14 protein-coding genes are annotated in these 14,748 nt (G+C 64.2%); 4 read left to right on the top strand and 10 right to left on the bottom strand.

Annotated elements, in window-relative coordinates; genetic code table 11:
• Positions 1 to 7: 7 nt before the first annotated feature.
• The 4 genes from VF716_RS17620 (at position 8) to VF716_RS17635 (ending at position 2,959) form a co-directional block, all read left to right on the top strand.
• Positions 8 to 1,351: a PQQ-dependent sugar dehydrogenase gene (locus VF716_RS17620; RefSeq protein ID WP_125871383.1), complete on the top strand. Its 1,344-nt coding sequence runs from the start codon at positions 8 to 10 to the stop codon at positions 1,349 to 1,351.
• A gap of 57 nt (positions 1,352 to 1,408) precedes the next feature.
• Positions 1,409 to 1,750, top strand: coding sequence for an osmotically-inducible lipoprotein OsmE (gene osmE, locus VF716_RS17625; protein WP_014595977.1), 342 nt, complete (start codon positions 1,409 to 1,411; stop codon positions 1,748 to 1,750).
• A 51-nt stretch (positions 1,751 to 1,801) separates the two neighbouring features.
• A complete protein-coding gene (locus VF716_RS17630) occupies positions 1,802 to 2,200 on the top strand; it encodes a Rho termination factor N-terminal domain-containing protein (RefSeq protein ID WP_125873188.1) in 399 nt (132 codons plus the stop codon).
• Positions 2,201 to 2,425: 225 nt separating this feature from the next.
• Positions 2,426 to 2,959 (top strand): ferritin-like domain-containing protein, encoded by a 534-nt coding sequence (locus VF716_RS17635; protein WP_011912275.1) that lies wholly within the window; start codon positions 2,426 to 2,428, stop codon positions 2,957 to 2,959.
• Positions 2,960 to 2,997: 38 nt separating this feature from the next.
• Here VF716_RS17635 and VF716_RS17640 read toward each other — a convergent pair whose 3' ends face one another.
• From VF716_RS17640 to murD, 10 genes are all read right to left on the bottom strand, one after another.
• Positions 2,998 to 4,200, bottom strand: coding sequence for an ISL3 family transposase (locus VF716_RS17640; RefSeq protein WP_003282047.1), 1,203 nt, complete (start codon positions 4,198 to 4,200; stop codon positions 2,998 to 3,000).
• A 150-nt stretch (positions 4,201 to 4,350) separates the two neighbouring features.
• The gene (lpxC, locus tag VF716_RS17645) at positions 4,351 to 5,262 is read right to left on the bottom strand and encodes a UDP-3-O-acyl-N-acetylglucosamine deacetylase (RefSeq protein WP_003302766.1); all 912 of its coding nucleotides are present in this window, start codon (positions 5,260 to 5,262) and stop codon (positions 4,351 to 4,353) included.
• 115 nt (positions 5,263 to 5,377) lie between these two features.
• Positions 5,378 to 6,559 carry a cell division protein FtsZ gene (gene ftsZ, locus VF716_RS17650; RefSeq protein WP_125872877.1) on the bottom strand — a complete coding sequence of 394 codons (1,182 nt, stop codon included), beginning with the start codon at positions 6,557 to 6,559 and terminating at the stop codon, positions 5,378 to 5,380.
• A 48-nt stretch (positions 6,560 to 6,607) separates the two neighbouring features.
• Positions 6,608 to 7,855 (bottom strand): cell division protein FtsA, encoded by a 1,248-nt coding sequence (gene ftsA, locus VF716_RS17655; protein ID WP_063544519.1) that lies wholly within the window; start codon positions 7,853 to 7,855, stop codon positions 6,608 to 6,610.
• 12 nt (positions 7,856 to 7,867) lie between these two features.
• Positions 7,868 to 8,725, bottom strand: coding sequence for a cell division protein FtsQ/DivIB (locus VF716_RS17660; RefSeq protein ID WP_125872876.1), 858 nt, complete (start codon positions 8,723 to 8,725; stop codon positions 7,868 to 7,870).
• A gap of 3 nt (positions 8,726 to 8,728) precedes the next feature.
• Positions 8,729 to 9,673 carry a D-alanine--D-alanine ligase gene (locus tag VF716_RS17665; RefSeq protein ID WP_045631888.1) on the bottom strand — a complete coding sequence of 315 codons (945 nt, stop codon included), beginning with the start codon at positions 9,671 to 9,673 and terminating at the stop codon, positions 8,729 to 8,731.
• Entirely contained in the window at positions 9,670 to 11,127 is a 1,458-nt protein-coding gene (murC, locus tag VF716_RS17670; RefSeq protein WP_011912270.1) for a UDP-N-acetylmuramate--L-alanine ligase, read from the bottom strand. Before murC ends, VF716_RS17665 begins: the two co-directional genes overlap by 4 nt.
• Positions 11,120 to 12,190 (bottom strand): undecaprenyldiphospho-muramoylpentapeptide beta-N-acetylglucosaminyltransferase, encoded by a 1,071-nt coding sequence (murG, locus tag VF716_RS17675; RefSeq protein WP_440552814.1) that lies wholly within the window; start codon positions 12,188 to 12,190, stop codon positions 11,120 to 11,122. Before murG ends, murC begins: the two co-directional genes overlap by 8 nt.
• A complete protein-coding gene (ftsW, locus tag VF716_RS17680; RefSeq protein ID WP_017246359.1) occupies positions 12,180 to 13,403 on the bottom strand; it encodes a putative lipid II flippase FtsW in 1,224 nt (407 codons plus the stop codon). Before ftsW ends, murG begins: the two co-directional genes overlap by 11 nt.
• The gene (murD, locus tag VF716_RS17685; protein ID WP_440552815.1) at positions 13,403 to 14,746 is read right to left on the bottom strand and encodes a UDP-N-acetylmuramoyl-L-alanine--D-glutamate ligase; all 1,344 of its coding nucleotides are present in this window, start codon (positions 14,744 to 14,746) and stop codon (positions 13,403 to 13,405) included. Before murD ends, ftsW begins: the two co-directional genes overlap by 1 nt.
• Positions 14,747 to 14,748: the final 2 nt, after the last annotated feature.

Raw genomic sequence — 14,748 nt, forward strand, 5'->3', positions numbered from 1 at the left:
TCATTCCATGCTGTGCCATACACGGATCGTCACGCTGCTTCTCGCCGCGCTGCTTGCCCTTGGCGGCTGCAGCGAAACCGCCAAGCTGCCGGTGGAAAGCGGTTATGGCCCGACACCTGCCCTGCCCGCGCCGAACAAGACGCTGCTGCCCACGGTTCATATCGCCCCGGCCAGAGGCTGGCCACCCGGCGCCAAGCCGCAGGCCGCGCCCGGTCTGCGCGTCGAGGCATTCGCCACGGACCTGGACCATCCACGCTGGCTGTATGTGCTTCCCAATGGGGATGTACTGGTGGCCGAAAGCGACGCCCCGCCGAAGCAGGAGAACCAGGGCCTGCGCGGTTGGATCGCGAAGAAGCTCATGGCGCGTGCAGGCTCGGGCGGGCCAAGCGCCAATCGCATCACCCTGCTGCGAGACGGCGACGGTGACGGCGTGCCGGAAGTGCGCACCACCTTCCTCGAGAACCTAAATTCGCCGTTTGGCATGGCGCTGATCGGCGACAGCTTCTATGTGGCCAACACCGATGCCCTGCTGCGTTACCCCTACGAACAGGGTGCTGACCGCATCACAGCGCCCGCGCAAAAGGTAGTGGACCTGCCGGCAGGGCCGATCAACCATCACTGGACCAAGAACGTCATCGCCAGCCGGGATGGCTCGCGGCTATACGTTACCAGCGGCTCCAACAGCAACGTGGCGGAGAACGGCATGGCCGCCGAGGTCAACCGCGCCGCGATACTGGAGGTCGATCCGCAGGCCGGCACGCTGCGGGTGTTCGCCTCCGGCCTGCGCAACCCCAACGGCCTGGCCTGGCACCCTGATACCGGCGACCTCTGGACCACCGTCAACGAGCGCGACGAGATCGGCAGTGACCTGGTACCGGACTACATGACCTCGGTCCGGGACGGCGGCTTCTACGGCTGGCCCTACAGCTACTTCGGCCAGCATGTCGATGTTCGGGTCAAACCGCAGCGACCGGATCTGGTCGAACGCGCCATCGTCCCGGACTACGCGCTCGGCGCGCATACCGCCTCCCTCGGGCTCGCCTTCTACGAGGGCAGGCTGCTGCCATCACGCTACCTGCACGGCGCATTCGTTGGACAGCACGGCTCATGGAACCGCAGGCCCCGTAGCGGCTACAAGGTGGTGTTCATTCCCTTTCGCGATGGCAAGCCGGCCGGGCAGACGGAAGACGTGCTGAGCGGCTTCGTCAATGCTGCGGGCGAAGCCATGGGCCGGCCCGTCGGCGTCGCGGTGGATCGGCACGGCGCGCTGCTGGTTGCCGATGACGTGGGTGATGTCATCTGGCGTGTCACTCCAGACGACCGCCGAGCCGCCGGCGCTTTGCCACGTTGAACCTTGCGAGCCGCCTGATGGCCATAAATGCATGACCGTCCGGCATGAGGATCTCACATGTTCAAGCGCACCCTTTTTTTCATCGCTCCGCTGGCTCTGTTGATCGGCTGCTCCGGCAACGTGCAGAACCCCGTCGACCGAATCACCTATCGCGACGAGCCGCTGGTACGGGACGTGGAAACCGGCATGACGCAGGCACGCGTGCTCAGCATCGGCGGTGAGCCGTCCCGGGCCACGGCACGCACCGTGGTACCGGGCCTGTGTCACGACTACATCCTCAACCGGGACGGCAAGCAGCAGCCCTATTACGTCAGTTTCGACAGTGCCGGCCGGGTGGATGGCCAAGGTTTCCTGACCTGCAAGCAGCTCGAGGAAAACCAGCGCAACCTGCGTCGCTGAGGGTCGCATTCACGTCAAAGCACAGTGGTAGATGCCAGAGGAGGTTTCACCATGCCCCGTGGAGACAAATCCAAGTACACCGACAAGCAACAGCGCAAGGCCGAACATATCGAGGAAAGCTACGAAAAGCGTGGCGTCTCGGAGAAAGAGGCCGAAGCACGTGCCTGGGCGACCGTCAACAAGCAGTCCGGTGGCGGCGAACGCAAGGGCGGCTCCGGCAAGGGCAAGAGCGAAACGGCCAAGCGTGCCGATCGCAAGGACTCGGCCCATCGCGCCGCCGATACGCGCAAGGGCAAGTCACCCAACAATGGCTCGGCCCGCAGCTCCGGCTCCTCCAGCACAAGCCTTGCCGACATGACCCGCGACCAGCTGATGGAAAAGGCCCGTGAGCGGGACATTCGCGGCCGCTCGAAGATGCGCAAGGACGAGCTGCTGAAGGCGCTCAGCTGATGCTGCCAATCCTGACCAGCCAACAGCCGCCCGAGCCGTCGCCAAGCAATCCCAAACGCGAGGACCCGGGCCAGCCGGAGCCCATCGACGAGCCTGACCCTGGCCGCTCCGAACCTGAGGCTCCGCCGCCGGAACAGGTCGCAGGCTAAACTTTTCGCCAGCATCCCGATCTCAATTGGCGAACCGTGAAGCACTGCACAGCGGTGCACAGACCAGGAGATGGCGATGAGTTACGTACAACTGAGCGACAAGCAGAGCCTGCGCGAGCGGGCCCGTCAACACGTCGAGAACGGCGCGGTCACCGAGAGCTATTCCGCCGACCGCGAGGTGGTGATCAACCTGCTGAACGAGGCGCTGGCCACCGAGCTGGTCTGCTACCTGCGCTACAAGCGTCACTACTACATGGCGACCGGGCTGAAATCCAGCGTCGCCGCCGCCGAGTTCCTCGAGCACGCCAATGAGGAGCAGGAACACGCCGATCGCCTGGCCGAGCGGATCGTTCAGCTGGGTGGCGAGCCCGACTTCAACCCCGACAGCCTCACCGAACGCGCCCATGCGCAGTACGCCGAGGGCAACGGCCTGCGCGACATGGTCTTCGAGAACCTGGTGGCCGAACGCATCGCCATCGACAGCTATCGCGAGATCGTCCAGTACATCGGCGACAAAGACCCCACCACCCGGCGCATCTTCGAAGACATCCTGGCGCAGGAAGAAGAGCACGCCGACGACCTGGCCGGCCTGCTGGACGGCATGAACTGATCCGGAATCAGCCGGCTCTGCTACGGAATAAAAAAGGTTCATCGCGCTTTCCCGGGGAAGGCGGCCTTGATTTTCAGGAAGAAGTACTCCGAGTCCCGGAATCCATAGGCCATGCGCTTGATTACCTTGATGCGGTTGTTAACACCCTCAAGGACGCTGGTATGCATGTGGAAGTGAGCACTGGCAAGGATGCCTCGCGCGTATTTGCGCAGGTTGCGAGCGAAGCGTTGCAGCGGCGCGAGGTCGCTCTCGCGAGCATGTCGCAGCCAGGTTCGCCAGCGTCGCCAACCCTCTCGTACGCTGGGGGCGTACCAAACATCCTTCAGCGCATCCTTGAGCACATAGACCGTAGCCAACGGCTGGTTGGCAGCAAGCAGCTCCTGTAACTGCACGGCCTGTCCGTCCTTCAGGTTGTCGCGGTTGCGCAGCAGCAGCCAACGACTCTGCTTGACCGCCTTTCGTGCCGGCTTGTCTTCGCGCAGAAGGTTGGCCTGGTCGACCCGGATTCGGTCGATCACATCCCGACCGTAGCGCGCGACGACGTGAAACAGGTCGTACACCACTTCGGCCTGCGGGCAATGCTTCTTCACCTCCAGGTCGAAAGCCGTGTTCATGTCCATGGCCACCGCCTCAATCTGCTGGCAGTGCTCGCCGAGCAATTCAAAGAACGGGCGGATCGCCTCACGGCTGTTGCCGTGGCCGACCCACAGCACCCGTGTTCGCTCGGCGTCCATGATGACCGTGGCATAGCGATGCCCCTTGTGCAGGGCGAACTCGTCCATCACCAGGCGGCGGACACCGCTTGAATAGAAGGTGCCTACCTCGGCTTGCAGGCGGCGCTTGTCGAGCGTCTTGAGGGTGTGCCAGTGCAGGCCGGTGAGCTGGCTGACGTGGCTGATCGGCAGCAGCCGCAGCAAGCTTTCGAGCCAGACCTGTAACCGCCGGGTCAGGCGAGATGCAGGCTCCAGCCAGTCGATCCGCTCGGTCACCCGACCACAGTTCAGGCAATCGACTCGGCGCACGGGTAGTTGAAGCAAGACGCGCTGATCGAACAGATCACGATCGCGCACCAGACGAATTCGGCGCTCGTGAATCAACGGACTGAGCTGACCACAACGCCCGCACTTGGGCACTGAACCGGCTTGAGGCTCGAGCTCAATCAGAAGGGAGTTGTTGGCGGATGAACGGCAGGCAACGGCGTCATAGCCTGGCCAGAACGAGGCAAGATCAATAGGATGCACGGCGACAGCAGGGACAGGTGAAGGGTGTGTTTGGCGACTGCCAATTTACCTGCTTCCCTGACTGTCAACTCGCTCTTCCCCCAGAGTCCGCGAAGAACCATAAAAAAGGCCACCCGAGGGTGGCCTTAAATCTAGGAAGAGAGGTACAGCTTAGCCGGCTGCCACCGGACGCATGTAGGAGATCGGTGCGGTCTGCGGGTCATCGAAGGTCACCAGTTCCCACGCATCCTTTTGTTCCATCAGGGTGCGCAGCAAGCGGTTATTCAACGCGTGGCCGGATTTGTAGCCGCGGAATTCGCCGATCAGACTGGTGCCCAGCAAGTACAGATCACCGATGGCATCGAGAATCTTGTGCTTCACGAATTCGTCCTCGTAACGCAGGCCGTCTTCATTGAGCACACTGGTTTCGTCCACCACGATGGCGTTCTCAACGCTGCCGCCCAGAGCCAGGTTGTGCGAGCGGAGAAACTCGATGTCACGCATGAACCCGAAGGTCCGTGCACGGCTGACTTCCTTGACGAAGGAAGTGCTCGAGAAGTCCACACTGGCAGTCTGGGTGCGACCCTTGAAAACCGGGTGATCGAAATCGATCTCGAAGCTCACCTTGAAGCCGTCGAAAGGCAGGAAGGTCGCGCGCTTGTCGCCCTCCTCGACCGTCACTTCACGCTTGATGCGGATGAACTTCTTGTGGGCGTCCTGCTCCTGCAGGCCGGCGGATTGAATCAGGAATACGAAAGGCCCAGCGCTGCCGTCCATGATCGGCACTTCCGACGCGGAGAGTTCGACGTAGGCGTTGTCGATCCCCAGGCCGGCCATTGCCGAAAGCAGATGCTCCACAGTGTCGACCTTGACGTCACCGTTGACCAGCGTCGTGGACATGGTGGTTTCGCCAACATTCTCGGCCCGCGCGGGAATCTCCACAGGCGGGTTGAGGTCGGTGCGACAGAACACGATCCCGGTGTCCACCGGTGCCGGTTTCAGGGTGAGATAAACCTTCTCTCCCGAATGCAAGCCGACGCCGGTGGCGCGAATGATGTTCTTCAGGGTGCGTTGTCTGATCATGGCCTTTTGCTTCGCTGTAGCACTAGTTGCGAATAGTTTTCAACAATTGGCGGCGATAATAGCAGATGCCAACTTTGCTGAACACCAATCACACCAATACTCCTGATAACTTCAATCAATCGGCCTGACGACGCAGGAACGCCGGAATATCCAGATAATCCAGATCCTCCTGCGGATTCAGCTTGGCAGCGGTGGCCGCCGCATGGGCCTGGTTGCGCATGACGGTCGGGCGCTCCAGATCGCGGTAGTTCACCGCAGCCTGCTCCTGCTGGCGCGGGGCCGGAGCGGCAGCGGCGACGGTCTGCACGGTATTGTCGATGACCTTGACCGGCTTCTCGTTGCGCGGACCCAGGCCGGTGGCGACCACGGTGACATGCAGCTCGTCAGCCATGTCCGGATCGATCACGGCACCAACCTTGACAGTGGCTTCATCGGAAGCGAAGGCCTCGATGATCTCGCCCACTGCGGCGTACTCGCCGAGCGACAGGTCCAGACCGGCGGTGATGTTGACCAGAATGCCACGTGCACCCTGCAGGTTGACGTCTTCCAGCAGCGGGTTGCGGATGGCCGCTTCGGTCGCTTCACGCGCGCGGTTCGGGCCGGTGGAGCAACCGGTGCCCATCATGGCCATGCCCATTTCGCCCATGACAGTCTTCACGTCGGCGAAGTCGACGTTCATCAGGCCCGGACGCTGCATGATGTCGGAGATGCCGCGCACCGCGCCGGTCAGCACGTCGTCAGCCTTGGCAAAGGCGGCCAGCAGGCTCGCGTCCTTGCCGAGGATGGTCAGCAACTTCTCGTTGGGAATGGTGATCAGCGAGTCGACGCACTCGGACAGCGCACGGATGCCCTCGTCGGCAACCTGCATGCGACGGCGGCCTTCGAACGGGAACGGACGGGTGACCACAGCGACGGTCAGGATGCCCATTTCCTTGGCGACCGAGGCGATGATCGGCGCAGCACCGGTACCGGTACCGCCACCCATGCCGGTGGTGATGAACACCATGTCCGCACCTTCCAGTACTTCGGCGATGCGCTCACGATCTTCCATCGCGGCCTGACGGCCGATGTCTGGGTTGGTGCCAGCGCCCAGGCCCTTGGTGATGGCCGAGCCGAGCTGCAGCACGGTACGCGCTTCGATTTTCTTCAGCGCCTGCGCATCGGTGTTGGCACAGATGAATTCGACGCCTTCGACGTTGTTGCGAACCATGTGGTTCACGGCATTGCCGCCACCACCACCAACGCCGATGACCTTGATGACTGCACTTTGCGGGGTATGATCTACGAGTTCGAACATTTCCCTCTCTCCTTCCAGCTTTCTAGTTTTGGTTTTACAGCGCACTGCTTAAAAATTGCCCTGGATCCAGCCCTTGAGCCGGTCCAGAACAGACGCCTTTGATTCGTCGGCGAAATTGCCGAGCCCAGGCACGGGAACGCCGTCGGCCTGCTTGTGCAGTCCGTACAGCAGCAGGCCCACGCCCGTCGAATAAATTGGATTGCGTACTACGTCGGTCAGTCCCTTGACGCTGTGCGGCACGCCCAGGCGCACCGGCATGTGAAAGATTTCCTCGGCCAGGTCGACGGCTCCTTCCATCTTCGCTGTACCGCCAGTGAGAACGATCCCGGCCGGGACCAGATCCTCGTATCCGCTACGCCGCAGCTCGGCCTGGATCAGGGTGAAGAGCTCGTCGTAACGCGGCTCGACCACCTCTGCCAGGGCCTGCCGCGAAAGCTCACGCGGAGGGCGGTCGCCGACGCTGGGAACCTTGATGGTCTCACCCGCACCGGCCAGCTTGGCCAACGCGCAAGCATAACGAATCTTGATCTCCTCGGCATACTGGGTCGGCGTACGCAACGCCATGGCGATGTCGTTGGTGACCTGGTCGCCGGCGATCGGGATGACGGCCGTATGGCGAATCGCACCCTCGGTGAAGATGCAGATGTCGGTGGTGCCCCCACCGATATCCACCAGGCAGACGCCCAGTTCCTTCTCGTCATCGGTCAGCACGGCATGGGCCGAGGCCAGCTGCTCAAGGATGATGTCGTCCACTTCCAGGCCACAGCGGCGCACGCACTTCTCGACATTCTGCGCGGCGTTCACCGCGCAGGTGACCACATGGACCTTGGCCTCCAGGCGCACACCGGACATGCCCAGCGGCTCGCGCACGCCCTCCTGGTTGTCGATCACGTAGTCCTGCGGCAGCGTGTGCAGCACGCGCTGGTCGGCGGGGATCGCCACCGCTTGCGCCGCATCGAGCACGCGCTCCAGATCGGCGCTGCTGACTTCGCGGTCGCGAATCGCCACGATCCCGTGGGAATTCAGGCTGCGGATGTGGTTGCCGGCCAGACCGACGAAGGCCGAATGGATGCGGCAGCCGGCCATCAGCTGGGCTTCTTCGATGGCGCGCTGGATCGACTGCACGGTGGATTCGATGTTGACCACCACGCCCTTCTTCAAACCGCGCGAAGGATGGGTACCGATCCCCACGATTTCCAGTTCGCCATCGGCGGTCACCTCACCCACCAGCGCCACCACCTTGGAGGTGCCGATGTCCAGGCCGACGATCATCTTGCCGCTTTGCACGCTCGACATGTGTTTCATTCCTCAATTCTTCGCAGCGACGGTCGCATCCGTCGCGGTCGGGATCGGCTCATGCCAGGCAACGGCCAGGCCGTTCGCATAGCGCAGATCGATCCGTGCGATCTTCTCGCTTTCCTGCTCCAGCGCCTTTTGATAGATGGCAGTGAAGCGACGCATTTTTTCTACAACCTGGTCCCGCCCCAGCAACAACTCGATGCCCTGGTTGGTGGTCAGGAACCAGCTTCCACGTTCACGCAGCTCGAGGCGGGAAATGGAGAACCCCAGCGGGCGCAGCATTTGGCTGAGCATCTGGTATTGCTGCATGACCCGCTGTTGGGCCCGCTTCGGACCATACAAATGTGGCAAGTGTTCATATCGGCTCAGGTCATCCGGCGAGAAAGCCTGGCCTTTATTGTTAAGCAATGCTTCGCCCCCCCAACGGGCAATCGGCAATTGCTCATCCAGATGCACCATCACCTGATCCGGCCAGACGCGGCGAACCTCGACATGGGCAATCCATGGCATCTGTTCGAGTTGGTGGCGCATGCCGTTCAGATCAACCTTGAAGAAGCTCTGCTCGACGAAAGGCGCGATGCGCTGCTGAACCGCCTCGCGGCTTACGTAACCCAGCTCGCCCTGAACGCTGACCTTGGCGATCGGCCGGTCGGCATAGGGCAGCAGGCGCTCGCCCAGTTCGTACAGCCCGACCGCCAGGCCGACCAGCAGCACTGGCCAGACGAAACGCTTCAGACCGGCAAGGCTGGGCCTGGGCAGGCGCTGCGACAGCGGCTGCGGCGTCACCAGGCGGCTCGCACCCCGTTGCACGGGCTTGCGCGAGGCACGTCCGTTGGCGGGTTGCGAATGACGCAGCGTGGTGATCATGGCTCAGTTCCCCGCCTCGAGGCTGTCGTCGAGAATGCTCAGCACCAGCTGCTGGAAATCCAGCCCGGCGGCACGCGCCGCCATCGGCACCAGGCTGTGATCGGTCATGCCCGGCACGGTGTTCACTTCCAGCAGCCAGAAGTTGCCCTCGGCATCCTGCATCACGTCCACCCGCGCCCAACCGCGAATACCCACCGCCTCGCAGGCACGCGCCGAGAGCACCTTGAGTTCTTCTTCGCGGGCCGCGTCCAGCCCGCAGGGGATGCGGTACTGGGTATCGGAGGCCAGGTACTTGGCGTCGTAATCGTAAAAGGTATGCGGCGTGCCCAGGCCAATCGGCGGCAGGACCTCACCGTGCAGCACCGCCACGGTGAACTCGGGGCCCTGGATCCACTGTTCAACCAGCACCTGCGCGTCATAGGTGCTCGCTGCGCGCCAGGCGGCGATCAGCTCGGCGACATCGCCAACCTTGGCCATACCGATGCTCGATCCCTCGTGCGCCGGCTTGACGATCAGCGGAAAGCCCAGCATCTGGGCCGCGGCCTGGCAGTCGGCTTCGCTGGCCAGCACCGCGTGCCGCGGCGTTGGCAGGCCTAGGCTCTGCCAGACCTGCTTGGTGCGCAGCTTGTCCATGGCCAGCGCCGAGGCGAGGATGCCGCTGCCGGTGTAAGGAATGCCGGCACACTCCAGCAGCCCCTGCATGCTGCCATCTTCGCCACCGCGGCCGTGCAGGACGATAAAGGCACGGTCGATCCGCTCGCTGCTCAGGCGCTGCAGCAGGTCATCACCGGCATCGATACCAAAGGCATCCACACCCGCCGCCTGCAACGCGGCGAGCACGGCAGCGCCGGACTTGAGGGAGACCTCGCGCTCGGCGCTCTTGCCGCCGAAGAGCACGGCGACGCGGCCGAATTCCTTGGGGTCGCGCGTCGATTGCAAAGCCATCATTTGGTTTTCCTTGCGGCGTCATCGCCACCGAACAGGGGACTCTTGAGAAGTTGCGGAGCCAGCCCGCCGATATCACCAGCGCCCTGGCAGAGCAGGATGTCACCGGCACGCAGCAGCGGCTTGACCAGCGGCGCCAGATCGACGCCACGCTCGACATAGATGGGGTCGAGCTGACCGCGCTGGCGGATGCTGTGGCACAGCTGGCGACTGTCGGCACCGGGGATGGGCTCTTCACCGGCCGGGTAGACTTCCATCAGCAGCAGCACGTTGGATTCGCCGAGCACCTGCACGAAGTCGTCGTAGAGGTCCCGGGTACGGCTGTAGCGGTGTGGCTGGTAGACCATCACCAGGCGCCGCTCCGGCCAGCCACCACGTACCGCCTTGATCACCGCAGCGACCTCCCGCGGGTGGTGGCCGTAGTCGTCCACCAGCATCACGCTGCCGCCGTCCACCGGCAGATTGCCGTAGACCTGGAAACGGCGGCCGACGCCGGCGAACTCGGCCAGGCCCTGGACGATGGCTTCGTCATCGATGCCCTCGTCGGTGGCGATGGCGATGGTGGCCAGGGCATTGAGCACGTTGTGGTTGCCGGGCATGTGCACCGAGACGTCCAGCGGTTCGCAGCCGTCGCGCAGCACGGTGAAATAGGTGCGCATGCCTTCCTGACGAACGTTGATGGCACGCACGTCGGCGTCTTCACTGAAACCGTAGGTGGTAGTCGGACGGCCGATCTGCGGAATGATCTCGCGCACCACCGGATCGTCGACGCAGAGCACCGCCAGGCCGTAGAACGGCAGGTTGTGCAGGAACTCGACGAAGGTCTTCTTCAGCTTGCCGAAGTCGCCGCCATAGGTGCTCATGTGGTCGGCGTCGATGTTGGTCACCACCGCCACCATCGGCTGCAGGTGGAGGAAGCTGGCGTCGCTTTCGTCCGCTTCGGCGATCAGGTAACGGCTGCTGCCCAGCTGGGCATTGGTACCGGCCGCGGTCAGACGGCCACCGATGACGAAGGTCGGATCGAGCCCGCCTGCTGCGAACACCGAAGCCAGCAAGCTGGTGGTGGTGGTCTTGCCATGGGTTCCGGCGACGGCGATGCCATGCCGGTAGCGCATCAGCTCGGCGAGCATCTCGGCCCGCGGCACCACCGGGATGCGCTGTTCCAGGGCCAGGGCCACTTCCGGATTGGCCGAATTGATCGCGCTGGACACCACCAGCACGTCGGCACCGGCGACATTGCCGGCCTGGTGGCCGATGAAGATCTGTGCGCCGAAGCTCTGCAGACGCTCGGTACTGGCCGATTCCTTGAGGTCCGAGCCGGACACCTCGTAGCCGAGATTGAGCAGCACTTCGGCGATGCCGCACATGCCGACCCCGCCGATGCCAACGAAATGAATGCGGCGGATGCGCCGCATGCGGCGTACTTCGGCTTTCACCGCAGCGGGCGACTTAGCCATGGGCCACCTCCAGGCAGATATCGACCACGCTGCGGGTGGCGTCGGGCCGGGCCAAGCGGCGCGCGGCGGCCCCCATGGCCTTGAGTTTTGCCGGCTGCATCATTACCTCGGTCAGCTGAGCGGCGAGCGCGGCCGCGTCAGTCTTGGCTTGTGGCAGAAGGACGGCAGCGCCCTCCTTCGCCAGATATTCGGCATTGCGGGTCTGGTGATCGTCGATCGCGTGAGGCAACGGCACCAGGAACGACGGCAGCCCGGCGGCGGCCAGCTCGCACACGGTGAGTGCGCCGGCGCGGCAGATCACCAGATCGGCCCAGGCGTAAGCCCGCGCCATGTCCTTGATGAAGGGCGCAACCTCGGCCTCGACGCCCGCCTCGGCATAGCGCTGCTCGGTGATCTCGGCGTGCTGTTTGCCGGCCTGGTGGAACACTTCCGGCCGCAGTTCGGCGGGGACCTGCGCCAGCGCTGCGGGCAACAGCTTGTTCAGCGGTTCGGCACCCAGGCTGCCGCCCAGCACCAGCAGACGCGGCCGACGATGAGCCAGGCTGTCGCGCGGGGTTTCCAGAAACAGTTCCTCCCGCACCGGGTTGCCGGTGGTCCGGCGCTTGGCGCTGGAGCTGAAGGTATCCGGGAAGGCCTCGCAGACCCGGCTGGCCAACGGCACCAGGCTACGGTTGGCGGTACCGGCCACGGCGTTCTGCTCGTGGATCACCAGCGGCACGCCGGCCAGTTTGGCCGCCAGCCCGCCGGGACCGGTGACGTAGCCGCCAAGCCCCAGCACGCAGACCGGACGCAGCTCGCGGATGATGCGGCGCGCCTGGAACAGCGAGCGGACCAGCTGCAGCGGAGCCTTGATCAGCGACGCCAGACCTTTGCCGCGCAGTCCACTGACCTGAATCAGATGCAATGGCAGCCCGGCAGCAGGCACCAGTTCGTTCTCGATGCCACGCGGCGTGCCGAGCCAATGCACGGCATAGCCACGCGTCTGGAACTCGCGCGCGCAGGCCAACGCAGGGAATACGTGCCCACCGGTACCGCCGGCCATGATCAGGACATTAGCGGCCATGAGCGACCTCCTTGGCCGAGGGCTCGGCAAAGTCGGACTCGTCGAACTCGGTGTCCTCGCTGCCCAGTACGGTGCGGCTTTCCCACTCGATGCGCAGCAGCAGCGCCATGCTCGCGCAGGTCACCACCAGCGAGCTGCCACCGTAACTGAGGAAGGGCAGCGTCAGGCCCTTGGTCGGCAACAGGCCGACATTCACCCCGACGTTGATCAGGAACTGACCGAGCCAGAGGAACGCCAGACCCCAGGCGACATAGGCGGCGAAGAACTGCCGAGCCTTCTCTGCCCAGAGTCCGATGTAGAGGGCACGCACGCCGACGAAGGCAAACAGCGCGATGGTCGCCAGCGCGCCGATCATGCCCAGCTCTTCGGCAAGTACCGAGAACACGAAGTCGGTGTGCGCTTCGGGCAGGTAGAACTGCTTCTGTACGCTGTTACCGAGGCCGACGCCGAGCCATTCGCCACGCCCGAAGGCGATCAGCGCCTGGGTCAGCTGATAGCCGGCGCCATACTGATCGGCCCAGGGGTCGGTAAAAGTGATCAGGCGCTGCAGGCGGTATTCCTGAGTCTGCACCAGGACCACCACTGCACCGACCGCGGCGATCACCAGCAGGCTGAAGCGGATCATCCCGACCCCGCCGAGGAACAGCATGGCCACCGCAGCGCCCATCATCACCACCGTCGCCCCGAAGTCGGGCTCCAGCAACAGCAGGAACGCCATTGGCAGGAGCACCAGGAACGGCTTGGCGAAGCCCCACAGGCTCTCGCGAACTTCCTCCTGCCGGCGCACCAGATAACCGGCCAGGTAGATCACCACGAATACCTTGGCCAGCTCCGACGGCTGCACGTTGAACGCGCCGAAGCCGATCCAGCGCATGGAACCATTGACCTCGCGACCGATGCCCGGCAGCAGCACCAGGATCAACAGCCCGAAGGCCGCCAGGAGCAGCATCCAGTCCATCCGCTGCCAGAACGAAAGCGGTACCAGCAGCATCGCGGCGCCGGCACCCAGCCCCAGCACCACATAGATCAGGTGGCGAATCATGTGGTACAGCGGATTGCCGGAGTTGACCGCCGCCACCTCGGACGACGCCGAGGTGATCATCACCAGGCCGAGACCAAGCAGCGCCAGACAACCGGCCAGCATGGGGAAGTCCAGGTCCACACCACGGCGGCCGTACAGGGGCGAAGGGGCTTGGCGCAGGAAGGCGAGCATCAGTCGAGCGCCTCCACCGCAGCGGCGAAGAGACGACCGCGCTCCTCGAAGTTCTTGAACATGTCCAGGCTGGCGCAGGCCGGCGAAAGCAGTACCGCATCGCCCGACTCCGCACATTCGGCGGCGCGCTGTACAGCCTCTTCCAGGCTGGCGACGCGGATCAGCACCGTCGCTTCGCCCAGCGCCTCGGCCAGACGCGGGGCGTCGCGACCGAGCAGCACCACGGCTCGGCAGTAACGCGCCACGGGAGCGCGCAGCGCGGAGAAGTCGGCGCCCTTGCCGTCGCCGCCGGCGATCAGCACCAGCTTGCCGTCGATGTCGGCGCCGAGGCCTTCGATCGCTGCCAGCGCAGCACCGACGTTGGTGGCCTTGGAGTCGTCGTAATAGCTGACACCGGCACGCTCACCGACCCACTGGCAACGGTGCGGCAAACCGGTGAAACGACGCAGCGTATCCAGCATGGGGCCGAACGGCAGCCCCACCGCGTGCCCGAGTGCCAACGCAGCCAGGGCGTTGGACTGATTATGCGCACCGCGCATCTTCAGTTCGCGCACCGGCATCAGCGCCTCGAACTGGAACGCCAGGTACTTCTCGCCTTTTTCCTCGAAGAGCCCGAAGCCCTTGAAGTCCGGCTTGCCGAGCCCGAAGGTCCAGGTCGGCACATCCTCACCCACCAGCGGCCGGCTCAGGCGGTCATCCCGATTGACCACCACCTGACGCGCGCCACGGAAGATGCGGTGCTTGGCCTGGTGATAAGCCGGCAGCCCACTGTAGCGGTCCATGTGGTCTTCGCTGATGTTCAGGCAGGTGGCCACTTCGGCATTGAGCTGCTCGGTGGTTTCCAGCTGGAAGCTGGAAAGCTCCAGTACGTAGAGATCGACTTCATCGGCAAGCAGATCGAGCGCTGGCGTGCCCAGATTGCCGCCGACCGCCACGGTACGCCCGGCTGCCGCGGCCATCTCGCCGACCAGGGTGGTCACAGTGCTCTTGGCGTTGGAGCCGGTGATCGCGACGATGGGTGCCTTGGCTTCGCGGGCGAACAGCTCGATGTCCCCCGACAGCTTGACGCCCCGTGCCGCGGCTTCCTGCAACGCCGGCGTGCTGACCGCAAGCCCGGGGCTCACCAGCAGCTCGCTGGCGGTACAGAGGAAATCCACATCCAGTTCGCCGCAGCGTACCTGCACATCCGGGTACTCGGCCTTCAGCGTGGCCAGTTCCGGCGGGTTCGCACGAGTGTCCACCACGGCAAACGGCAGCCCGCGGCGCGCCAGGTGGCGAACCAGGGACATGCCGCTCTTGCCGAGGCCGACAACGATGCGGAACTGGTCGGAAGCGATGAGCACTC

It is taken from the genome of Stutzerimonas sp. Brlt_14 (genome assembly GCF_051948915.1).
GTDB lineage: Bacteria > Pseudomonadota > Gammaproteobacteria > Pseudomonadales > Pseudomonadaceae > Stutzerimonas > Stutzerimonas stutzeri.

Excerpts from the sequence above, each read along its gene's own strand:
- VF716_RS17620 (WP_125871383.1), top strand. The coding sequence starts at position 8 with ATGCTGTGCCATACACGGATCGTCACGCTGCTTCTCGCCGCGCTGCTT.
- osmE (WP_014595977.1), top strand. The coding sequence starts at position 1,409 with ATGTTCAAGCGCACCCTTTTTTTCATCGCTCCGCTGGCTCTGTTGATC.
- VF716_RS17630 (WP_125873188.1), top strand. The coding sequence starts at position 1,802 with ATGCCCCGTGGAGACAAATCCAAGTACACCGACAAGCAACAGCGCAAG.
- VF716_RS17635 (WP_011912275.1), top strand. The coding sequence starts at position 2,426 with ATGAGTTACGTACAACTGAGCGACAAGCAGAGCCTGCGCGAGCGGGCC.
- lpxC (WP_003302766.1), bottom strand. The coding sequence starts at position 5,262 with ATGATCAGACAACGCACCCTGAAGAACATCATTCGCGCCACCGGCGTC.
- ftsZ (WP_125872877.1), bottom strand. The coding sequence starts at position 6,559 with ATGTTCGAACTCGTAGATCATACCCCGCAAAGTGCAGTCATCAAGGTC.
- ftsA (WP_063544519.1), bottom strand. The coding sequence starts at position 7,855 with ATGTCGAGCGTGCAAAGCGGCAAGATGATCGTCGGCCTGGACATCGGC.
- VF716_RS17660 (WP_125872876.1), bottom strand. The coding sequence starts at position 8,725 with ATGATCACCACGCTGCGTCATTCGCAACCCGCCAACGGACGTGCCTCG.
- VF716_RS17665 (WP_045631888.1), bottom strand. The coding sequence starts at position 9,673 with ATGATGGCTTTGCAATCGACGCGCGACCCCAAGGAATTCGGCCGCGTC.
- murC (WP_011912270.1), bottom strand. The coding sequence starts at position 11,127 with ATGGCTAAGTCGCCCGCTGCGGTGAAAGCCGAAGTACGCCGCATGCGG.
- murG (WP_440552814.1), bottom strand. The coding sequence starts at position 12,190 with ATGGCCGCTAATGTCCTGATCATGGCCGGCGGTACCGGTGGGCACGTA.
- ftsW (WP_017246359.1), bottom strand. The coding sequence starts at position 13,403 with ATGCTCGCCTTCCTGCGCCAAGCCCCTTCGCCCCTGTACGGCCGCCGT.